Annotated in this window: 6 protein-coding genes and 1 pseudogene; 3 read left to right on the forward strand and 4 right to left on the reverse strand. The window is 63.0% G+C overall.

What is annotated here, in order from left to right:
• Together P3C29_RS31760 and P3C29_RS31765 are read right to left on the reverse strand one after the other, a co-directional pair.
• The coding region (locus P3C29_RS31760) for a non-ribosomal peptide synthetase (RefSeq protein WP_275966378.1) at positions 1-5,807 on the reverse strand (5,807 nt) is incomplete at its 3' end.
• 1 nt (position 5,808) lies between these two features.
• A complete protein-coding gene (locus P3C29_RS31765; protein ID WP_275966379.1) occupies positions 5,809-21,288 on the reverse strand; it encodes a non-ribosomal peptide synthetase in 15,480 nt (5,159 codons plus the stop codon).
• Positions 21,289-21,497: 209 nt separating this feature from the next.
• Here P3C29_RS31765 and P3C29_RS31770 point away from each other — a divergent pair, with 209 nt between their 5' ends.
• Both P3C29_RS31770 and P3C29_RS31775 read left to right on the forward strand, forming a co-directional pair.
• A complete protein-coding gene (locus P3C29_RS31770; RefSeq protein WP_010166695.1) occupies positions 21,498-21,749 on the forward strand; it encodes a type II toxin-antitoxin system HicA family toxin in 252 nt (83 codons plus the stop codon).
• Entirely contained in the window at positions 21,746-22,102 is a 357-nt protein-coding gene (locus tag P3C29_RS31775) for a type II toxin-antitoxin system HicB family antitoxin (RefSeq protein WP_201124876.1), read from the forward strand. The genes P3C29_RS31770 and P3C29_RS31775 overlap by 4 nt, the downstream gene beginning before the upstream one ends.
• On the opposite strand, the gene P3C29_RS31780 is transcribed toward P3C29_RS31775, so the two are convergent.
• Positions 22,103-23,275: an MFS transporter gene (locus P3C29_RS31780; RefSeq protein ID WP_201124877.1), complete on the reverse strand. Its 1,173-nt coding sequence runs from the start codon at positions 23,273-23,275 to the stop codon at positions 22,103-22,105.
• A 134-nt stretch (positions 23,276-23,409) separates the two neighbouring features.
• Between P3C29_RS31780 and P3C29_RS31785 the strand changes: the two genes are divergently transcribed.
• A complete protein-coding gene (locus tag P3C29_RS31785) occupies positions 23,410-23,994 on the forward strand; it encodes a TetR/AcrR family transcriptional regulator (RefSeq protein ID WP_275966380.1) in 585 nt (194 codons plus the stop codon).
• 164 nt (positions 23,995-24,158) lie between these two features.
• Here the strand turns inward: P3C29_RS31785 and P3C29_RS31790 are convergent.
• Positions 24,159-24,416, reverse strand: a pseudogene (locus P3C29_RS31790) (hypothetical protein); the annotation flags it as partial.

A 24,416-nucleotide genomic window follows, 5' to 3' on the forward strand; every position in this document is an offset into this window, starting at 1 on the left:
GTCGAGAACGGGTTCGGCACAAACTTCTCGGCGGTCAACCCCGGACGCAAGAGGTAGCCACGGGTGATGCCCTCGCCCGCCAGGTAAAGCTCCGCCGCCACACCGACGGGCACCGAGTGCAACTCAGCGTCCAGCAGGTAGCTGGCCGTATTGGCCAGCGGCTTGCCGATATTGGCCTGGCCACCGGCTTCGCGGCGGGTCCAGGTGGAGTAAGTGGTGTCTTCCGACGGGCCGTAGAGGTCGTAAACGTGCTGCACATGGGCATGCTCGTACAGCGCATCCACCAGTGACTGTTTCAGTGGCTCGCCCGCCAGATTGATGATGCGCACGCTTTCCGGGATTTGCCCGGCACGCTGCAAGGCTCCCATCGCCGAAGGCACGCTGTTGATCAGGCGCACCCGGTCTCGGGCCGCCAGTTCCGGCAGCTCCAGGGCATTGCGGGCACCGACGATAAAGCCGCCGCCGGCCAGGGTCACAAACAGCTCCCACACCGACAAGTCGAAGCAGATCGACGTGGAGGCCAACACACCTTGAATGTCTTCAGGGCTGTAAACCTGCTGCGACCACTGCGTCAGCGCCGCCACGTTGCGGTGAGTAATGGCCACGCCCTTGGGCAGGCCGGTGGAGCCGGAGGTGTAGATCACGTAGGCCAGGTTGGCGGCGTGGACCGCAACGTCCAGATCCTGATCATCAACTTCCTGAGCATCCACAAACAGCACGTCAATCGAGGCATCCACCTCAAGCGCCACTGCAGCCTGGGTCAACAACACCCGCGCCTGGCTGTCCTTGAGCATGTACGCCACGCGCTCGGCCGGGTAATCCGGGTCCAGCGGCACATATGCACCACCCGCCTTGAGCACCGCGAGCAAGGCCACAACCATCTGCGCACTGCGCGGCATGGCCACGCCAACCCGCACTTCAGGGCCAACACCCAACGCCACCAGCTTGCGCGCCAGGGCATTCGCCCGGCCGTTCAACTGGCGGTAGGTCAGGTGTTCATCACCCCAGATAACCGCCAGGGCATCGGGAGTACGCTGCACCTGATCCTGAATCTGCTGATGGATGCACCGCTCACGCGGGAAGTCCAGGGCGTTGGCGTTCCAGGTCCGCTCAATCAGCTCAAGCTCATGAACGCCCAGCAACGACAGCTCGGCAACCGGCCGCGTGTAATCCGCGACAATGCTGCGCAGCAGGTTTTGCCAATGGCCGGCAAGACGCTCGACCGTCGCAGGCGCAAACAGATCGGTGGCGTAGGTCAGCGTGGCTGCCAACTCTTGCCCGGTTTCAAAGGTATTGAGCACCAGGTCGAACTGGGCCGTGTGACTGGCCCAGTCAAGGCTTTCGATGGCCAGGCCCGGCAAGCGCGTGGCCTGCTGTCCGCGCGCCGCCTCGCTCTGATGGTTGAACATCACCTGGAACAGCGGGCTATGACTCAGGCTGCGTTCAGGGTGCAACGCTTCAACCAACTGTTCGAAGGGCAGGTCCTGGTGAGCCTGAGCCTCCAGGGCGGTCTGCCGGACTTGCTGCACGACATCCGCGAACGCCAGGGACGGTTTCACATCGGCCTTGAGTACCTGGGTGTTGACGAAAAAGCCGATCAGGCGCTCGGTCTCAACCCGGTTGCGGTTGGCAATCGGGACCCCGACCCGGATGTCGGATTGCCCGCTGTAGCGATGCAGCAACGTCTGGAATGAGGCAAGCAAGAGCATGAACGGCGTCACACGCAGTTGCTGGGCCAGGCCGAGCAGCGAAGCGCCGAGCCCGGGTTGCAGGACGATTTCCAGCTGCGCACCCCGAAAGCTTTGTTCGGCCGGGCGCGAGTAGTCCAACGGCAATTGCAACGGCTGGTCACCGGCCAGTTGCCGGGTCCAATAAGCCAGTTGGCGCTCACGTTCACCGGCCTCCATCCATTGGCGCTGCCAGGCGGCATAGTCGGCATATTGGATCGGCAACGGCCTGGCCTCAGGTGGGCGGCCGCTGCTGAAGGCGCCATAGAGCTCAACCAGTTCCTGCACCATCAGTTGCATGGACCAGCCATCGGAGACGATGTGATGTTGGGTCAGCACCAGCACATGGTCATCATCCGCCAGGCGCAATAACTTCACGCGCAACAAGGGCCCGGTCTGCAGGTCGAACAGCCCCTCGGCATGGGTCTGCACATAAGCAGCAATCCCGGCCTGTGGATCAGTGCCGGCGTCAAGGGTGTCCACGACAATCGCCAGAGGCACTGGCGCATGGATCACTTGCAGGGTGCGCTGATGGTCCTGGACAAACGTGGTGCGCAAGGTTTCATGACGCACCAGCAACTCGTCAAAACTGCTCTGGAGCGCCTGGACATCCAGCACGCCTGCGAGGCGCAAGGCCGTCGGTATGTTGTAGGCACCACTCAGGGGATCGAGCTGCCAGAGGAACCACTGGCGCTCCTGGGCATACGACAACGGCAATGCCGAGCCACGATCAACCACGACAAACGCGGGGGCCTGCTCGGCAGGTTCCTGGTTCAATACCTGGGCGAAGGCCTGCAGGGTCGTGTGCTCGAACAACGCCTTGAGCGGCACGTTCAGCTCAAGACCATGACGAACCCTCGATACCACTTGGGTGGCCAGCAACGAGTGACCGCCGAGCTCGAAGAAATCGTCCTGGCGACCAACACGCTCAACCCCCAGAACTTCTTCCCAGATCAGCGCCACCTGTTGTTCCAGCTCACTGCACGGCGCCTCATACGACTGCTGTTGCAGCTCAGGCTCTGGCAGTGCCTGGCGGTCGAGTTTACCGTTGACCGTCAACGGCAGGCTCGGCAGAAAGACCACATGGGCAGGAATCATATAGTCCGGCAGCTCGGCCTTGAGCGACTGGCGGATGGTCTCGCGCAGGCCATCATGGGTCTCTGCGTCGAAGGCCGGTGCGGCCGGCACGATATAGGCCAGCAACTGCTGGCCGCCCACGCCGGGCCGCGCCAACACCGCAACTTCACGTACGCAAACCAACTTGAGCAGTTGCGCCTCGATCTCACCCAACTCGATACGAAACCCGCGAATTTTCACTTGATGGTCAATCCGACCGACATATTCCACCACCCCGCCCGCCCGCAAACGCGCGAGGTCACCGGTACGGTACAAGCGTGCGCCGTCAGCACGGAACGGATCGGGAATAAACCGGCTGGCGGTCAGATCGCCACGGTGCAGGTAGCCTCGGGCCAGGCCCGCCTGGCCGACATACAGCTCGCCGATGCAACCTTCAGGCACCGGGTTGAGCTGAGCGTCCAGCAGGTACCAGGACAGGTCAACGATGGGCTCGCCGATCGGGCTGCTCGCCTCGTTCGCCAAGTCGGCCCGGGTGATGGGTCGATACGTCACGTGAACGGTGGTTTCAGTGATGCCATACATGTTGATCAGTTGCGGCGAACGATCACCGAAATGCTCAAACCACGGCTGCAATGCCTTGACCTCCAGTGCCTCACCGCCAAACACCACGTAGCGCAAGTGTTCAAGGCCAGCGGCCGGGTGAGCGCAGGCGACCTGCACCAACTGCTTGAACGCCGAAGGTGTCTGGTTGAGCACGGTCACTTGCTCACGGCAGAGCAAGGCGTAGAAGTCTTCGGTGGAGCGGCTGACGTCATGGGGCACAACCACCAGGCGCGCGCCGTATGTCAGCGCACCGAACAGCTCCCACACGGAAAAGTCGAAGGCACAGGAGTGGAACAGCGTCCACACATCCGCCGCGCCAAAGCGGAACCAGTCATCGGTGGCACTGAACAGGCGCACCACATTGCGATGGGGCAGCAGCACGCCTTTGGGCTGTCCGGTGGAGCCTGAGGTGTAAATCACGTATGCCAGGTTGTCAGGGCTGACCGCCACCTGCGGGTTGCCCAACGGCTCCTGGCCTGCGCCGACTACGTTATCCAGTGCCAGCACACGAATCGACGGTGCAGGCGCCAAGTGTTCAAGCACAGAGGACTGCGCCAACAGCAACGCAATGCCGCTGTCCTGCATCATGTAATGCAAACGATCCTGTGGATAACCGGGGTCCATGGGGACATAGGCACCACCGGCCTTGAGCACAGCCAGCAAACCGACCAGCATCTCCAGGCTGCGCTCGGTAGAGAGCCCCACCAACACGTCAGGGCCGACACCGGCCTCGATCAGCCGATACGCCAACAGGTTGGCATCCGCATTCAACTGGCCGTACGTCAGGTGGTGATCTTCGTAGCTGACGGCAAGGGCATCGGGCGTACGCTCGGCCTGGGCTTCGATCAAATGGTGCAGGCACTGGTTCACGTCAAATGCCCGGAGGTTCGGGTTCCACTGCCGGAGGATGCGCCGGTGTTCGTCCGCCGCCAGCAACGGCAACTCCCCTACCGCCTGATGCGGACGGGTGATGATTGCCCGCAACAGATTTTGCCAATGCTGCGCCAGGCGTTCGATGGCATCGGCGGTAAATACGTCGGTGGCATAAGTCAGTGCGGCTGACAGACCGTGGGCCGACTCTGCCGTGTCCAGGGTCAGGTCAAATTGCGCCGTACAGGTTTTCCAGTCCAGGCCTTCGACGGTCAGCTGCGGCAGATTCAATGCTGGCTCGGCACTGGAGCCGCGACCTTCGCTCTGGTGGTTATACATCACCTGGAACAACGGGTTATGCCCCAGGCTTCGCTCGGGGTGCAGCGCCTCGACCAACTGCTCGAAGGGCAGTTCCTGATGCTCCTGGGCGCCCAAGGCCGCCTGTTTGACCTGGGCCAGCAAGGCCCGGAACGACATCTGGCCGTCGATCTCGGCCTTGAGCACCTGGGTGTTAACGAAAAAGCCGATCAGGCCTTTGGTTTCCGGCCGGTTGCGGTTGGCCACCGGCACCCCGACCCGAACATCCCGCTGCCCGCTGTAGCGGTGCAGCAGTAACTGGAACGATGCCAGCAACACCATGAACAGCGTCACCCCCTCACGCTGGGCGAGGGTTTTCAAGGGTTGTCCCAGGCTCGCATCCAGGGCAATTTCCAGGCGTTCGCCGCGGTAGCTCGGCTGCAAGGGACGAGGCTTGTCGGTGGGCAGCTCCAGCACCGGCGGCAAGTCGCCCAACTGCGCGGTCCAGTAAGCGAGTTGACGATCACGCTCGCCGGCCTCCATCCAGTGTCGCTGCCAGATGGCGTAGTCGGCGTACTGGATCGCCAGCGCCGGCAATTGCGGAACGTGACCTTGGGTGAAGGCGGCGTAGCACTGCACCAGTTCCTCAACCAGCACTTGCATGGACCAGCCATCGGACACGATATGGTGCTGGGTCAGCACCAGCACATGCTCGTCCGGCGCCACGCGCAACAGGCAGACCCGCAACAGCGGGCCTTGCTGCAAATCGAACAGCTGACGCGTCTGCGCCTCGACGAACACGCTGATGCGCGTCTCAAGCCCGGCTGCATCGCCAGGCTCCAGGGTGTGGACCGGCAGGTTAAAGTCCGCCTCTGGTGTAATCACCTGCAGTGTCTGCCCGGCAGACTGGACAAAACGCGTACGCAAGGACTCATGACGCTCGATCAGCACCTGAAAGCTGCGCTGCAAAGCCTCGACATCCAGCACACCCCGCAAACGCAGGGCAGCAGGTACGTGGTAGGCCGCGCTCTCGGGCTCCAGTTGCCAGAGAAACCACTGGCGGTGCTGGGCATAGGACAACGGTATGGCTTCAAACTCATGGCGGATCATCGGCACAGGCAGTTGCCCAAGGCTCATGCCCTTGCTGGCCAACTTTTCAAAAAAGGCCTTGCGCTGAGGCAGTGCAAGCCTGATGAAACGTTGAACCAGCTCGATGTTATCCATTAACGCCATCTCAATTTGTCTCCAGCTCGGTGAGGAAGTCATGCATATCGCTCAGGTCCTGCTCAAGGTTGCTGTTCAAGCAGCCATCGACAGCACTTGCGTAGTCACGCAAGGTGCTTGCCTTGAAGATCAGGTCCAGCGCGACGTTGGCTCCCAATTGCATCTGCGCCATCGCAGTCGCTTGCGTCGCCAGTAATGAATGCCCACCCAACTCGAAGAAGTTGTCCTCCCTGCCCACCTGCTGCACGCCCAGAACGTCCGCCCAGACAGCGGCCAGGGTTTGCTCCACGGTGCCTTGCGGGGCGGCGTAAATGCGCTGCATGAAGCTGGCGTCGGGCACCGGCAGTGCACGGCGATCCAGCTTGCCATTGGGGGTCAGGGGCAACTCTTCGAGGAACACCAGATAGGTAGGAACCATGTAGCCCGGCAGAATCTCTTTAAGACGAACGTTGAGCCGCTCGCGCAATTTAGTCCGCGCGCCCGATACCTCCTCGTCTGCTGCACTGACGGCAGTCACCACATAGCCCACCAGTTGCGCCCCGTTCACGCCCTCTTGCGCCAGCACCACGGCTTCCTGCACCTGCGGTTGCTCCTGCAACCGTGCCTCGATCTCCCCCAACTCGATACGGAAGCCACGGATTTTTACCTGGTGGTCGATCCGGCTCAGGTAGTCGATCACCCCGTCGGCCCGCTGGCGAACCAGGTCGCCGCTGCGATACAGACGGCCACCGGAGCCAGCGAACGGATCCGGCACAAAGCGCTCGGCCGTCAGCGCCGCACGGTTGAGGTAACCACGCGCCACCCCTTCCCCGCCCAGGTACAACTCACCGGCCAGGCCCTGGGGCAGCAGACCGCCACCGGCATCCAGCACATAGGCGCTGCGGTCACCGATACGGCTGCCGATCGGCGCATAGGCGGCGCCGCACATCTGGTCTGCCGCAGCCTTCCAGATCAGCGGCGTGACCACGGTTTCGGTCGGGCCATAACCGTTGATGATGTGCTGCGGCTTGAGCGCACGCTTGACCAACTCGAACGACACCTGGGGCACCGCATCACCGCCAAAGCAGTAGATGCGTACGGCCGGAGGGTTGCCATGCTGGTCGGCGTAGTCGGCCAATTGCTGCAAATACACCGGCGGGAATGCCGCGACGGTCACGCCGTGACGATGCATGGCCTGGTAAGTCTGCTCCGGCGTCCAGAGGCTGGAGTCGCGAATCAACAGGCGGCCACCGTGGCTCAAGGTGGTCAGCCAGCGTTCATGGGCACCGTCGAACGCGAAGGACATGAAATGCAGCTCACAATCCTGCTCGCTCATGGCATAGCGCTCACCGATAGCCAGGCAATGCATGGCCAGGGCGTCATGGGCAACCGTCACGCCCTTGGGCTGGCCAGTGGAGCCCGAGGTGTAAATCACATAGGCCAGGTTTTGCCCGTGCAGGTCGACCACCGGCGGGCTGTCGGGCATTGCGTCCAGCGCCAGCCGGTCCAGCTCCAGACGCGTAATCCCGGCGGGCGTCGGCAGGCGCTCAGCCAGACGCGAATCGGTGAGCAGCAGTCCGATGGCACTGTCCTGCATCAGGTAGGCCAGGCGCTCACGCGGGTATTCCGGGTCGAGCGGCACGTACGCCGCGCCCGCCTTGAGAATCGCCAGGAGGCCAACCACCATGTCCAGCCCACGATCCTGGGCGATGCCCACGAGAACGTCCGGCCCGGCACCCTGCTCGATCAGCTTGTGGGCCAGGCGGTTGGCGCGCCGGTCCAGTTGCCCATAGGTCAGTTGCTCCTCGGCAAACATCAAGGCCACAGCATCCGGTGCACGCAGGGCCTGGGCCTGGATCAACTGATGGATCGAAGTGGTGGTACTGAAGCGCGTATCACGGCAGTTCCAGTCATCCACCAATTGCTGGCGCTCGGTGGCCGTCACCAGTTGCAACTCGCCGACTGCGGCATCCGGAACCAATGCCAGCATGTGTTCCAGCAGTTGTTCCAGGTGCAGGCTGATCTGGCGTACCTGCTCGGCGGCCAGAGACGCGCGCAGGTAGCTGTAGTGAATCCCCAGGGTCTCGCCGGTCGCCACCGCCAGGGTCAGCGGGTAGTTGGTCCGCTCCTGGCTATCGACAGGGCCGAAGCTCAGCTCGGGCACCGCCGCTTGGCGCAACGCTTCGGAAGCCGGGTAGTTCTCGAATACCAGCAGGCTGTCAAACAGCGAATCGGCGGCACTGCTGGCCCAGCGCTGGATCTCGAATAACGGGGTGTACTCGTGTTCCCGCAGCATCAGGTTCTGTTGCTGCAACACCTGCAACCACTCACCTATCGGCTGCTCGGCACGAACCTCGGCGATCACTGGCAAGGTATTGATAAACAGCCCGACCTGCTGCTCGATATCGCGAATGTCGGCCGGGCGCCCCGAGACCGTGGCACCGAAACATACGGCCTGCTGTCCGGTATAGCGTTGCAACAGTAACAGCCAGGCGGCCTGAAGCACGGTATTGAGCGTGACCTTGTGCTGACGGGCGAACTCATTCAGGCGATGGGTACGGGCGGCGTCGAACAGTTGCTGATAGTCACCGTAGGCAGGCTCTGCTTCCACCGGCACTGGCGTGGCGCCGAACGCCTGGATCAGCCGGGTGGGCTCGCTCAGAGGGCGTAACTGAGCCTTCCAGAACAGCTCACTGCGTGCCGTATCCTGGGATGCCAGCCACGCCATATAGTCACGATATCGGCCGACCGGCGCCATCGCATGTTGACCGCTGTAGCGTTGCAGCACCTCACCCAGCAACTGCGAGTTACTCCAGCCGTCCATCAGGATGTGGTGGTGGGTGTAAATCAGATGATGACGCTGCTCGCCCGTACGAATCAGGGTCAAGCGCAGCAACGGCGCCTCGCCCAGATCGAAGCCCTGCGCCTGCTCGGCAGCGGCAGCAGCGTCCAGCGCCGCCGCCAGCCCGGGATGGGCACGCCAGTCGTACTCGACAAAGCTCAGCGGCGCCTGCTTGCGAATAATCTGCAGCGGATGGTCCAACTCCCCCTGCCAGATAAAACCGCTGCGCAGGCTGTCATGGGCATCCACCGCAGCTTGCCAGGCGTCACGGAAACGCTCTGCGTCCAGACCATCGATATCCAGGCGCATCTGGTTGATGTAATCACTGGCGTCCTGCTGGTAAAGGCTGTGGAACAACATGCCTTGCTGCATGGCCGACAACGGGAAGATGTCCTCGATATCCCGTGCGGGTACAGGCAACCCTTCCAGTTGCTGCTGGGTCAACTGCACCAGGGCGAAGTCCGAAGGGGTCACACCCTGGGTGGACGGCAGGCAGCAATGTTCGATCAGCGCTTGCAACTCCCCGGCATAGTCATCGGCCAGGGTCTTGAGGGTTTGTGCATCGAACATGTGCGGGCTGAAGGTCCAGCTCAAGTCCAGCTCGCCGTCGTACACCTGGCCGTTGATTTCCAGCCAGTTGCTCAGTGGCGCTTCAGGACTTTGCTCGGCCCCGGCCGGCTCGCGGCCTGGCATGAACAACGCGTCCTGCGCCTGGAAACTGCCATCGAATTGACCGAGGTAATTGAAGGTGATTCGCGGTGTCGGCAACGCTTCAAGTACCGATTGCGCGTGGGCATCCCCCAAGTAACGCAGCAGGCCAAACCCCAGGCCCTTTTCAGGGATCGCCCGCAGTTGCTCCTTGATCTGCTTGATGGAACCAGCCATATCGGCCGCTGGGGTGAGCTTCGCCGGGAATACGCTGGTGAACCACCCCACGCTGCGGGTCAGGTCCAGGTCGTCGAACACCTCCTCGCGGCCGTGCCCCTCCAACTGCACCAGCACCGAAGGCGTCTGCGCCCAACGGCTGATGACCCGCGCCAACGCCGTCAACAGCAGGTCGTTGACCTGAGTCCGGTACGCCGCCGGAGCGTGCTGCAACAGCTGTCGAGTCAGCGTTTTGTCCAGATGCGTGTGCACCACGTGCGCATCACAGTTCAATCGTCCACCGTGAGGGTTATCGCACGGCAGTGCTGCAGGTACGCCCTGCAACGCTTGCTGCCAGTAATCCAGCTCTTGATGCATCTGCTCGCTGCCGGCGTGGCGCAACAGCCGCTCGCCCCAGGCCTTGACCGACGAAGTCTTGGCCGGCAGTGCCACAACGCGGCCCTGCTGCAGTTGCTCGTAGGCGGTTTGCAGGTCTTCGAACAGGATGCGCCACGACACGCCATCCACCGCCAGGTGATGGATCACTAGCAGCAGGCGCTGGCTGCCGTCGGCCAGGGTCGCCAGCACCGCGCGCAGCAGTGGGCCATTGCTCAGGTCCAGGCTGCGCTGGGCTTCGTCGCCCAGTTGCTCCAGCGCCGAAGCGTCGGCGATGCTGCGTTGCCACAGCAAAGGTTGCTCGCTGACCGGCTGGTAAGTCGCTCGCCAGCCATCAGCCCGCTGGACGAAGCTCACGCGCAAGGCATCGTGCTGCACCAGCAGGGCGTGCAGGGCGCGTTCCAGATGTTCAGGGTTCAGCGGCTGCGTGGTCTTGAGCAGTACCGACTGGTTCCAGTGGTGCCGTTCAGGAATGGCCGTGTCGAAAAATGCCTGATGAATCGGCAGCAATACACTGTCGCCGGTCACCGGGCCCTGATCGATCAGCAGTGCACCCTCACCCAACTGCGCCACCGAGGCCAGGCCTTGTACGGTCTGGTGCTGGAACAGCTCTTTGGGGGTAAATCGAATCCCGGCCTGACGCGCACGGCTGACCACCTGGATCGAGATGATCGAGTCGCCGCCCAGTTCGAAGAAGTTATCGGTGACGCCAATCTGCGGCACCTTGAGCACGTCCTGCCAAATCGCCGCAATACGGCGTTCCAGCTCGCTGTGCGGCGCCACATGCAGCGCATGGGAGCCTTGTAGTTCCGGCACTGGCAAGGCCTTGCGGTCCAGCTTGCCATTAGGTGTCAGCGGCAGTTGATCAAGGATGACCATCTGGGCCGGCACCATGTAGTCCGGCAGCGTCTGCTTGAGCCAGACACATACATCGTCTTGCACACCGGACTGTGCCCCCGGCTCCAACACCAGATAGGCAATCAGGCGAGTGCCGCTCTGCGCATCATGGGCCACCACCACGGCTTCGTGGACAGCGACATGTTGCAGCAGGCGCTTCTCGATCTCGCCCAGCTCGATGCGAAACCCACGCACTTTGGTCTGATGATCGATGCGTCCCACGTACTGGATTTCGCCATCGGCCAGATAGCGTACCAGGTCACCGGTGCGGTACAGCCGTGCCGCGCGATCGCCGAACGGGTCCGGCACAAAGCGCTCAGCGGTCAGGTCCGGGCGCAGCAGGTAGCCCCGGGCGATCCCGGCGCCGGCCAGGTACAACTCACCGATCACGCCGACCGGCACCGGCTCCAACTGTGCATCCAGTACGTAGCTGTCGGTACCGGCCAGTGGTCGGCCAATACTCGCCCGGCCACCCGCCGTGCGGCGTACGTAAGTCGAATACGTGGTGTCTTCAGAAGGCCCGTACAGGTCATACACATGCTTGAGCGTGGCCTGCTGATAGAGTCCATCCACGAGCGACTGCTTCAGTGGCTCACCGGCGAGATTGATGATGCGCACGCTGTCGGGAATCTGCCCGGCCTGGTGCAACGCAGCAATCGCCGACGGCACGGTGTTGATCAAGGTAACCCGGTCCCGCGCCGGCAAATCCGCCAGCGCCAGGGCATTTTCAGCCAGGATGAAGAAGCCGCCACTGGCCAGGGTGACAAAAAGCTCCCACACCGACAGGTCGAAGCAGATCGAGGTTGAAGCCAATACCCCCTGCAAGTCCTCGCGATGGTAGACACTCTGGGCCCACTGAATCAGTGAAACGGCATTGCGGTGGCTGATGGCAACCCCCTTGGGCTTGCCGGTCGAACCCGACGTGTAGATCACATAGGCGAGATTGTCGGCGCTCGCCAGGGCTGGCAGGTCGGCACAATCGGGGTGTTGCGGGTCGACGCTTTCAGAGGGCACCTGCAGCACCTCCAGACCGCCACCCAGGCCTTGGGCATCCGTCAGCAACAACCGGGCCTGGCTGTCTTCAAGCATGTAAGCCAATCGGTCGGCCGGGTAGTTGGGGTCGAGGGGCACATAGGTGCCGCCGGCCTTGAGCGTCGCCAGCAACGCCACAACCATTTCCACCGAACGAGGCAGTAGCACACCCACCCGCACTTCCGGCCCTACCCCGCGTTCACGCAGGCGGCGGGCCAGGCGATTGGCACGTGCGTTAAGCTGGCGATAGTCGAGACATTCGGTGCCAAAGATCATCGCCAACTGGTCAGGTACCTTCCGGGCCTGAGCCTCGATCAGCTCATGCAAGCCCCCCTCGAAAGTGCCACTCAGTTCGAGGCTGTTCCAGTCCCGCAGGATTGTCTGGCGCTCATCGGCGTCCAGCAGCGCAAACTGCGCGACAGCCTGCTCAGGCTGGCTGACGATGGCGTGCAGCAGGTTCTGCCAGTGGTGCGCCAGTTGTTCAATGGTGCTGCGCTGGAATAGATCAGTGGCGTACGTCAGGGATGCCGCCAGGCCGCCGCCCACTTCGCCGGTGTCCAGGCTCAGGTCGAACTGGGACGTGCCGCTGTCCCAGGCGACGCCCTCGATCGACAAGCCCGGCAATTGCGCCGCGCCAGTCTCACGGCTCTGATGATTGAACAGCACCTGGAACAGCGGGCTGTGGCTGAGGCTGCGCCGGGGTTGCAGAGCATCCACCAACTGCTCGAATGGCAAGTCCTGGTACGTCTGGGCGTCGAGCACCGACTGGCGAACCTGTTGCAGCAAATCGCTGAACGAAGCCTGGCTGTCAAACTCGGCGCGCAGCACCTGGGTGTTGACGAAGAAGCCCACCAGGCCTTCGGTTTCCATGCGATTACGGTTGGCTACCGGCACGCCGACACGGATGTCGCCTTGCCCGCTGTAGCGGTGCAACAGCATCTGGAATGAAGCCAGCAACAGCACGAACAACGTCACCTGTTCGCGTTGCGCCAGGGCCTGCAAGCCAGACGCCAGTTCCGCTGGCAAATTGAAGTCCAGGCGTGCACCACGCAAGCTCTGTTCGGCCGGACGCGGGAAGTCGAAGGGCAGCTCCAGCACCGGTTGCTCACCGCCCAATTTCTCACTCCAGTACGCCAGTTGCCGGGCGCTTTCGCCCTCGGCCATCCACTGGCGCTGCCAGGCCGCGTAGTCGGCGTATTGCACCGGCAGCGCTTGCAAGGCGATCTGGGTACCCGCGCAGAACGCGCCGTAGAACTGGATCAACTCGTCGACGATGATTTGCATCGACCAACCATCAGAAATGATGTGGTGCTGGGTAATGACCAGGACGTAATGGTCGGGCTGCACCCTCAGCAACTTGACGCGCATCAGCGGGCCGTTGAGCAAGTCGAACGGGCGCCGGATTTCGTGTTCAACGGCCGCAGCAATCCCGTGGACCTCCACGGCTTGCTGTTCAACCACCTGGGCCCGCTGTGGCTGGATCACCTGCCAGGTCTGCTCGCCTTCTTCGACGAAGGTGGTGCGCAAGGCTTCATGACGCTGCACCAGCGCCTGGAACGCTTGCTGCAGTGCCACGACATTCAGGCTGCCACGCAGATGCAGCGCAGTGGGCACATGGTAGGCCGCGCTGTCGGGGTCCAGTTGCCAGAGGAACCACTGGCGCTCCTGGGCCGATGACAGCGCCATCGGCCGGCCGCGCTCCAGGGCCAGCATGGGCAGGCTTTCGTGCACCTGCAAGCCTGCGCACGCGGCGGCGAAAGCCAGCAGTGTCGGATGCTCGAACAACGTTTTCAACGGCACTTCAAGCGTGAGTGCATGGCGCACCCGGGAAATAACCTGGGTCGCCAGCAACGAATGACCGCCGCGCTCAAAGAAGTGATCATCAAGGCCGACGCGCTCTACCTGCAACACAGCCTGCCAGATCGCCGCCAACTGGATCTGCAACGGGCTGTGCGGCGCCTCGTAGGCCTGCCGGGGCTGGTTCAGGTCCGGCGCGGGCAATGCGCGGCGGTCGAGCTTGCCGTTGTTGTTCAGCGGCAGCGCGTCCAGCCACACCCAGTGGCCCGGCACCATGTAGTCGGGCAGTGATTGAGCCAGGATGGCGGCCAGGTCAGCAGACTCGGGGGCTACGCCTTGGGCTGCTACCACATACCCCACCAACTGCGCGCCGGTGGGTCCTTCGTACGCAATCACCGCGGCTTCGTGCACCTGCGGCAGGGCTTGCAGGCACGCTTCGATTTCGCCCATTTCAATGCGCAAACCGCGGATCTTCACCTGATGGTCAATCCGCCCCACGTACTCCAGGGCATGATGTTGGTTGTAGCGGGCCAGGTCACCACTGCGGTACAGGCGCGCACCCGACACACCGGCGAACGGGTCCGGCAGGAAGCGTTCAGCCGTCAACGCGGGACGGTCAAAATAGCCCTGGGCCAGGCCGGCCGGGGCGCCGATGTACAGCTCACCGACACCGCCGACGGGCAGCAGCTCAAAGGCGCTGTCGAGCACATACAGCGCACGGCCAGCGATGGCCCGGCCAATCGGAATGCCGAACGTATCGCTGGCATCCGCCAACTGGCAATCGTGCACACTGGACACGACGGTCGCTTCAGTGGGGCCGTAGGTGTTGAGCAGGCGCACCTTGCCCAGCCCGGCTTCATGCCAGGCTCGCAGGCCCTCAACCGACATCGCCTCACCGCCTACGTGTACCTGGCGCAAGTTGCCCAAGGAACGGCCATCGACGGCACACTCCTTGGCCAACAGGTACCAATAGGCTGCCGGCAAGTCGGCCAGGGTTACGCCCTGCTCTACGATTTCCCGAGCCAGTTGCCCCGCATCCCACAGCTCGTCACCGCGCATGACCAGCGCAGCACCGACGCACAGCGGCGGGTAGCATTGCTCGACGAAACCATCAAAGCTGAACGTCGCAAATTGCAGCACCCGGTCCGTGCAGGAAAGCACGCTGTAGTCTTCGGCACTCTCGCAGAACTGGCCGAGGGCGGCGTGATCGATCGCCACACCCTTCGGTTGCCCGGTGGAGCCGGAGGTGTAGATCACGTACGCCAGGTCGGCGGCGACGGCGTGGCTTGGCGGGTTGCCGCAGGCGTAAGCAGCCAGTTCTTCACCCGAAGCGGTGAAGTCCACGCGGGTCAACGATTCGGGTAACGGTAAATCTGCCAGCAGGCCGGTTTCGCAGAGCAACAGATCCAGGCGGCTGTCCGCCAACATGTAGGCCAGGCGTTCGTTGGGGTATTTGGGGTCCAGCGGGACATAGGCCGCGCCGCTTTTTAGCACCGCCAGCAGGCTGACGATCAACTGCGGGCCCCGTCGCGCAGCCAGGCCGACTCGCCGGCCAGGGCCAATGCCGTGCTCCAGCAAGCGATGAGCCAGGCGGTTGGCCTGCTCATTGAGCTCGCCGTAGCTCAAGCGTTGACTACCAGCCAGCACCGCCAGCGCAGTCGGGGTGGCCTGGGCCTGGGCGGCAATGCGCTCATGAACCAACCCGTGATGACGGGTGCTTGCCGCCAGGGATTGACTCAAGCCAAGCATGGCACGCTGGCCAGGCTCATCGAGCAACTGCAAGCTGCCAAGACTGACGCCAGGGTCTGCCGCCAGTTGCACCAACAAGTGTTGCAGGTTGGCACTCAGTTGGGCGACCTGGGCCTCGCTGAAACGCGCCCGGTCATAGCTGAACTCCAGGCGCAGGCTGCTGCCCAGCTCGACACCCAGGGTCAACGGGTAGTTAGTGCGTTCGTGGTTATGCAACTGGCCAAACGACAAGCCAGCGGGCGCGCCCTGCTTGAGCGCTTCGGCGACGGGGAAGTTTTCGAACACCAGCAACGTGTCGAAGAGCGCCGCGCCCTGCTGGCCGGCCCACCCTTGAATGTCGTACAGCGGCACATGCTCGTGATCACGCAGGCCGAGGTTCAAGGCTTGTAACTCGCCCAGCCAGGCGGCGGCCTGTTGCGCCGGGGCGGGCGCACTGATCATCGGCAAGGTGTTGATAAACAGCCCCAGCTGTTGCTCGATACCGGGCAGCGGCGCAGAACGCCCGGCGACCGTGGCACCGAACACTACGCACGGCTGGCCGGTGTAGCGTTGCAGCAGCACACTCCAGGCGCCCTGGAGCAACGTATTGAGGGTGATTTTTTGCTGACGGGCGAACTCGCTCAGGGTAGCGGTCAACGTGCTGTCGAGAAGCACCTGATGGTCAGCCATGCCCGCGTCACCCACCGGTGGGCGAAGGGCCTCAGCCAACAACGTCGGGGCTTGCAACGGGGCCAGGCTGGCGCGCCAGAAGGCCTCGTCCGCCGCTGACGATTGTTGCTGCAACCAGCCCAGGTAATCGCGAAATTGCCCCAGGGGCGCTGGCAGCGCCTGGCCGGCGTAATGGCTGATGACTTCGCCGAGCAACTGCGCGTTGCTCCAGCCATCCATCAGGATGTGATGACTGGTGTAGATCAAATGCCAGCCGCTGCCAGCACCACGCACCAGCATCAGACGGAACAGCGGTGCGACGCTCAACTCAAAACCGCGCTCGCGCTCGGCATCGGCCAGGGCGTCAAGGTCGGCGCCGACCGCCTCGATCACCTGCAACTGCAGGTCGACCTGGCGATGGATCACTTGATGGGCACTGTCGAGTCCCAGCCAGTGGAAACTGCTGCGCAGGATGTCATGCCGATCCAGCGCGGCCTGCCAGGCTCGGCCGAAAGCGAGCAGATCGAGGCCTTCGATGTCCAGGCGCAATTGGTTGATATAGGCTTGAGCCCGGGGCTCGTAAAGGGTGTGGAATAACATCCCCTGCTGCATCGGCGACAACGGGTAGATATCGTCGATGGCCGGCCCTGCTATTGGCAGCGCGTCGAGTTGCTGCTGGGTTAGGTGGGCCAGCGGGAAATCGGACGGTGTGACCTGCCCCGCCTGGGTAGCGCAGCAATGCTCGATCAGCGCTGCCAACTCGACGGCATAATCGTCGGCCAGGCGCTGGACGGTAGCGGCCTGGAACATCTCGCGGCTGAAGCCCCATTGCAACGCGAGCTCACCGCCATACACCTGGCCCTCCAGGGTCAGCCAGTTGGCCAGCGGTGCCTCGCCGTCCTGGGCCTGGCCACTGCTTTCGCTGGCCGGCACGAACAGCGCCGAGTCATTGAACTGGCGGTCGAACTGGCCCAGGTAGTTGAAGGTAATACGCGGCCCCGGCAACCCGGCCAGCGCTTCACGCGCCTCAGGTTCGCCCAGATAGCGAAGCAATCCGTAACCCAGGCCCTTGTCCGGCACTGCGCGCAGTTGCTCCTTGACCGACTTGATCGCCGCCGGCAGCTCACCTTCCGCCTGCAAGCGCACCGGGAACAGGCTGGTGAACCAGCCCACGGTGCGGGTCAGGTCCAGCGCGTCAAACAGGTCTTCACGGCCATGGCCTTCGAGCTGGATCAACGCTGCGTCCTGCCCGCTCCAGCGGCTGATCACCCGTGCCAGGGCTGTCAGCAGCAGGTCGTTGACCTGGGTGCGATACGCCGCCGGCGCGTGTTGCAGCAACTGGCGGGTCAGCTCGGGGTTGAGGCGGGTTTCGATCTTTTCCCCCAGGCGATTTTGCAACCCGCCCTGTGGGTTATCGCAGGGTAAATCGGCCGTGCCCGACTGTGCCTGCCAATACGACAGTTGCCCATTCAGCGTTTGCGCGTGGGCCTGCAAGTGCTGCGCCCAAGCCTGATAGGCGCTGGTCTTGCTCGGTAACTGCGCAGGCGCGCGGTAAGCCTGCTGCAGGTCCTCCAGCAGGATACGCCAGGACACGCCGTCCACCACCAAGTGGTGCAGCACCAGCAACAGGCGCTGGCTTGCGTCGGCCATGTCCACCAGCACGGCACGCAACAGCGGCCCCTGCTGCAGGTCGAGACTGCGCTGGGCCTCATCGCACAATGCGGCCAATTCGCTGTCGGTGGCGGCACTTGCCTGCCATAAGCCGGACTCGCTGACGGGGGCCGTGTGGGCTTGTTGCCAGCCATCGGCGCCCTTCACAAAACGCAGGCGCAAGGCATCGTGGTGGTTGATCAGCCGGGTCAGTGCGACGTCCAGTGCTTCGGCCACCAACGGCTCGCGCGGCGTGAGCAACAACGATTGGTTCCAGTGCTGACGTGCCGGGATCGCCTGTTCGAAAAAGCCCTGCTGCACCGGAGTGAGGATCACCTCGCCGCTGACCGGGCCCTGGTCGAGCGTGATGGCCTGGTCAAAGCTCGCCACCAACGCCAGGCTGCGCACGCTCTGGTACTGGAACAGGTCGCGAGGGCTGAGGCGAATCCCCGCCTGTCGCGCACGGCTGACCACTTGGATCGAGATGATCGAATCACCACCGAGCTCAAAAAAGTTGTCATCCAGGCCGACCTGCTCAACGGCCAACACATCGCTCCAGATTGCCGCCAAGGCTTTTTGCAGGTCATTTTCCGGCGCCACAAATGCCTGCTGCGGCGCAGCATCCGGCAACGGCAAGGCTTTGCGGTCGAGCTTGCCATTGGCGGTCACCGGCAGTTTCACCAGCGGCATCAGGTGGGTGGGCACCATGTATTCCGGCAGGCTGTTCAACAGCCACGCCTTGAGCTCCGGCTGCCACGACGTGGCAGGCTCGCCTCCCTCCAGCACCAGGTAAGCAACCAACTGTTTGCCGCCCTGCACCAGCACCACGGCCTCGCGCACCAGCGGGTGTTGCATCAGGCGGGTCTCGATTTCACCCAGCTCGATACGCAGGCCGCGCAGCTTGACCTGATGATCCAGGCGGCCGAGGTATTCGATCACGCCGTCGGCGCGCTGGCGCACCCGGTCGCCGGTCCGGTACAGCCGCGCGCCGTCATTGAACGGGCACGGCACAAAACGCTCGGCGGTGAGCGCCGGGCGGCGGTGGTAACTGCGGGCCAGCCCGGTGCCACCGAGGTAAAGCTCGCCGCTGACGCCTGCCGGCACAGGGTTGAGTTGCGCATCAAGGACGTAGGTTCCCAGATTGGCGATGGGACGGCCAATGGGCACGCTGTCGGCACCTTCGTCGACGCAGGTCCAGTGTGTGACGTCGATAGCGGCTTCAGTCGGGCCGTAGAGGTTGTACAACCCGGCGCCCGGAAGCTTGGCGAACACCTGCGACTGTGCATCCAGCGCCAGCGCCTCGCCGCTGCACACGATGCGCTTGAGGCTGGCGCAGGCCTGCACACCCGGCTCATGGATAAATGCCTGGAGCATCGACGGCACGAAGTGCAGCGTGGTGATGGCGTGCGCGCCGATGGTCTCGATCAGGCGTGCCGGCTCGCGATGCTCGCCGGGTTCTGCGACCACCAACCGTGCACCGCTCATCAACGGCCAGAAGAACTCCCACACCGACACGTCAAAGCTGAACGGGGTTTTCTGCAACACTGCGTCGCTGGCATCCAAGCCATAAGCCTGCTGCATCCAGCACAAGCGGTTGACCAACGCACGATGGCTGTTGCCTGCGCCCTTGGGCTTGCCGGTAGAGCCGGAGGTATAGATCACATAGGCGAGGTTCAGCGCATGCACGTTGACGGCCAGCGGCTCGCGACTGTAGCCGTCGAGCCAGCCTTGCGCCTCGTCGAGGGCAACGACGTTGATGCCGTCAACCGGCAAGGTCGCCAGCAGGCTCTGCTGGCTGAGCAGCAGCTCGATGCCGCTGTCTTCGATCATGTACGCCAGGCGTTCGCGGGGGTATTCAGGGTCCAGCGGGACGTAGGCGCCGCCGGCCTTGAGAATCGCCAGCAGGCCGACCACCATTTCGATGGAGCGCTCGATGCAGATCCCTACCAGCACATCGGGGCCAACACCTTTCTCACGCAAGGCATGGGCCAATTGATTGGCACGATTGTCGAGTTGGCTGTAGGTCAACTGCGCAGGGCCGAACACCAGGGCAACGGCATGCGGAGTGCGTTGTACCTGGTCTTCGATCAGGTGGTGGATGCCACGTTCGGTCGGGTACGCCTCAAGGGTCTGGTTCCAGTCATGCACCAGTACGCGCCGTTCATCGGCTGCAAGCATCGGCAATTCACCGACGCGCTGACTGCCATCGACGACCATCGCCTGCAACAGGCTGAGCCAGTGTGCGGCCATGCGCTCAATGGTGACTGCGTCGAACAGGTCATTGGCATAGGTCAGCGCGGCGTGCAGGGTGCCGGACTTTTCGTAGGTGTCCAGGCTCAGGTCAAACTGGGTGGTACGGCCTTGCCATTGCACCAGGGACAGTTCAAGCCCGGAGGCGGTGTTGACCGCAGCGATGTCCGCCACTTGCGGCTGATGGTTGTACATCACCTGGAACAGCGGCGTGTGGCTCAGGCTACGCTCGACTTTCAAGGCTTCTACCAGGCGCTCGAACGGCAATTCCTGATGGGCCTGGGCGCCCAGCGCGTGTTCCTTGATGCCTTGCAGCAACTGGTCGACGCGGGTTTGCCCGGTCAGCTCGGTGCGCAACACCTGGGTATTGACGAAGAAACCGATCAGCCCTTCGACTTCGCTGCGGTTACGGTTGGCAATCGGCACGCCAACCCGAATATCGCCCTGCCCGGTGTAGCGATGCAGCAGCACGTTGAACGCGCCGAGCAGCAACATGAACAAGGTGACATTGTGTTTTTGCGCGCAACTGCGCAGCTGCGCAGCCAGCGCCGGATCAATCGCAAAATCATGCCGGGTGCCCTGGTAGCTGGGCATCGCCGGGCGTGGATGATCGATGGGCAGTTCCAGTACCGGGTGCTCATCCCCCAGTCGCGCCTGCCAGTATTCCAGCTGACGGGCCTGCTCTCCCGCCTCCAGCCAGCGACGCTGCCACAGGGCGTAGTCGCTGTACTGGATCGGGAGCGGCGCAAGTTGCGGCGGCTCATGACGCTCATGGGCGTCATAGCAGCGAATGAACTCGTCGATCAGCACGTTCATCGACCAGCCGTCGGACACGATGTGGTGCAAGGTCAGCAGCAGCACGTGTTCCTGCTCGGCCAGCTTGAGCAATTGCACCCGCAACAGCGGGCCGTTGGCCAGGTCGAAGGGCAACAGCGACTGACGGGTAGCGGCCTGCGTCACCGCCTGCTCACGCTCGGCGGGTGCCAGGGCGCTGAGGTCAGATTGCTCGATGACCAGCGGCGACTGCGCAGCCACTTGCAACAGACGATCATCCGCCTGGCGCTGGAACACCGTGCGCAAAGTCTCATGGCGGGCCACAAGGCTGGCGAAGGCCTGCTCGATCGCCGGCAGGCTCAACGCCCCTTTCAGCCGCACCGCGCCCGGCAGGTTATAGGCGCCACTGGCCGGATCCAGTTGCCACAGAAACCACATCCGCTGCTGCGCGTAGGACAGCGCCTGGCGGTCATCCGCCTCCACCCCTGCCGGGATCGGAAACCGGGAAAAATCCACCCCTTCCTTGTGTAGCGCCTGGAGGAACATCTGGCGTTTTTCCAGGGGCAACCCGATAAACCGGCGAGCAAGTTTCAAGGAGTCTTCAGCGTTCATTTCTTGGGATCCGGGGCAATAGGCAGGAAGCACAAAGGCACGTCGTCCCTATAAAACGAATCCGGAGGGGAAAAATTAGCGGGGGATTTGGAGCGCAGGCAACGGTGTCATCAAGGGTTACATCAAACACCGAGAGGCTCGGCGAGGCTGTCCTATCATTGACGCAACCCATCAATTGCAACTACATTTAGTTACAGGCAAGGATCGCCGTGTCGAAAAATGAAAAGCTGCTGGCCAAACTGCTCAATGAGCACTCGGCCTTTACCTGGCCCGAACTCGTCACACTGCTGCGGCGCCTGGGATACACGCAAATCGAAGGGGCGGGTAGCCGGGTCAGGTTCGACAGGGGCGACCCCAGTGCAATGATTACCCTGCACAAGCCTCACCCCGGCAACGAACTGAAACACTACATTCGGCGCCAGATCATCGAACAATTGAAATCAGGAGAACTGATTCAGTGAACAACCAGCTGAAACACAAAGGCTACATCGGCTCCATCGAAGCCAGCATCGAAGACAATTGCCTGTTCGGGAAGCTGCTTTTCATCAAGGCCCTGGTCAGCTACGAGGGAAAAACCGTCGCCGAGTTGGACGCGGCTTTTTGCAGCGCCGTAGACGACTACATCGAGACCTGCCTGGCCCTTGGGCAAACACCGGAAAAGCCTTGCAAGGGCTCGTTCAACGTCCGTGTCGGCCATGACCTCCACTTGGCCGCTGCCCTCGCGGCAACCCGGCAAAAAGTGACGTTGAACGATCTCACGCGGCAAGCGCTGAACGAATTCCTGCAACATCGCGGCGCACTGGTGACAGGGTAATCACCCCAGCCGCCGATACCCCAACACCGCCGCACCCAGCACCACCGCACCCGCCGCCAGCGCCACCCAGAACCCGCTGGGTGCGCCGAAGCGGTCGATCATCCACCCGGAGCTGGCGGCGCCAATGGCCACGCCGATGCTCAGGCCGGTGATCAGCCAGGTCATGCCTTCGGTCAGGCGGCTCGGCGGGACGATTTGTTCCACCAACGCCATGGACACGATCAATGTCGGGGCGAAGAACAGGCCGGAGATGAAGATTGCCGCCGCCAGCGCGGGAATGTTTGTCACCAGCAACAACGGCAGCGTAGTAATCGCCGTCGCCACGCCGCAGTACAGGAACTGGCGAGGCAACGGGGCCTTCAGCTTGAGGGCACCAAACGCCAGCCCGGCCAGGCACGAACCGATCGCGTACACCGACAGCACAATGCTCGCGGCAGCCGGCTGGCCCTGATGCTGGGCGAAGGCGACGCTGACCACATCCACCACGCCGACGATGACGCCCATGGCCATTAACAGCACCATCAGGATCAACACCGAAGGCGAGGCAATCAACCAACGGCCGTGTTCGGCGTGGTGCTCGTGAACCGGTGGCTCGGTCTGGCGTTGCAGCACGAAAGTGGTGACCCCCACCGCCAGGAACAGCGCCGCAATCAACGGCCCCGCTTCGGGGAACAGCAGCACACACAAACCCACCGAGACCGGCGGGCCAATAATGAACACCACCTCGTCGAGCACCGACTCCAGGGCAAACGCGGTTTGCAACTTGGGCTGGCCGCGATACAGCTCGGTCCAGCGCGCCCGCACCATGGCCGACATGTTGGGCATGCAACCGGCCAGGGCGGCGAAGATGAACAGCGTCCAGGTCGGCGCCTGCATGCGGGTGCAGAGCAACAGCAACAACAGCGCGCCGCCGCCGAGGGAGGCGGCCACCGGCAACACCCGGCCCTGGCCATAACGGTCCACCAACCGCGAAACCTGGGGTGCACAAAACGCGGTGGCCAGGGCGAAAGTGGCGGTCACGGCGCCGGCCAGTCCATAACCGCCGTGCACCTGCGAAAGCATGGTGATCAAGCCGATCCCGGTCATGGAGATCGGCATGCGGGCGAGCATGCCCGCCAATACAAAAGCCCTGGAACCTGGCGCCTGGAACAGCTCGGCGTAGGGGTTTGCCATGGTGTGTCACCTCTTCCTGAGCGCCCTGAAACTTGCTATTCGAGGTTTTCGGGGCAAAATACATACGGTGCGTATGTGACAAATCATGCGTAACATACGCGTCGTATGTCAATCATCTATTGTGAGCCTTACCCATGAGCCGAGCCCGCGCCGACATGATCGAAGACACTCGCGCCCGCCTGATCGCCAGCGCCCGCCAGGCCTTCGCCACGCAAGGTTACGCCCAGACGTCGATGGATGATTTTACCGCGCGCGCCGGCCTGACCCGGGGTGCGTTGTACCATCATTTTGGCGACAAGAAAGGCTTGCTGGCGGCGGTGGTTGCGCAGCTCGACGGTGAAATGGACGCGAGCCTGCACCTTATCTCGGAGCGGGCCGAGAACCCTTGGGACGGGTTTTGCGAACGCTGCCGGGCCTATTTGCGTATGGCCCAGGATGCCGAGATCCAGCGCATTGTGCTGCAGGATGCGCCGGCGGTGCTGGGGGCAACCGACCAGCAACAATGCGTGGACTCGCTGCGCCGGTTGCTTGATGAGCTGATGCACGCGGGGTTCATCGAGCATGCGTGCAGCCAGGCGTTGGCGAGGCTGGTCAATGGCAGCCTGGTGAGCGCATCGCTTTGGATCGCCCAGGATGAGCACCCGGGCGAGCGGTTGGAAGAAGCCTTGCAAGGGCTGGAGTTGTTATTGCGTGGTTTGAAGCCTAATGCCGTTTGCTGAACGAGTGCGGTCGGGGGGGGCAGGATCAGATGGGGTACATATCCGTTATTCAGGTAACGGCCGCTTATGGTTTCGCTCTTACAGCGACTCACTTTGGAAAAGCCCCAAAGTAAGCAAAGGGCTCTGCCCCGCCTGTCGGCACCTCGCCTAGGCTCGGTGTTCCCTCACTCCGGCATTGCTCCGCGGGCCGCCGCGACGGGGCGTCCCTGCCCCGTCGCGGCTAAACCGGCGTCCTGCCGGTTTACCCGCTCCTCAATCCCTGCGTTCGGCCTCGGGCTTATTGGGGCAGTCAGAGCCAGATCAAAATCAAAAGCAAAAGCACAGCGGCCTACAGGCCGGCTTGAGTGGTAGAAGCCACAGCAAAAGCCAAAGCGAAAACAGAGCTGCTTTTCTGTAGGAGCCGGCTTGCCGGCGAAAAACCT

The sequence above is a fragment of the Pseudomonas sp. 1912-s genome (assembly GCF_029269205.1).
Classification (GTDB): domain Bacteria; phylum Pseudomonadota; class Gammaproteobacteria; order Pseudomonadales; family Pseudomonadaceae; genus Aquipseudomonas.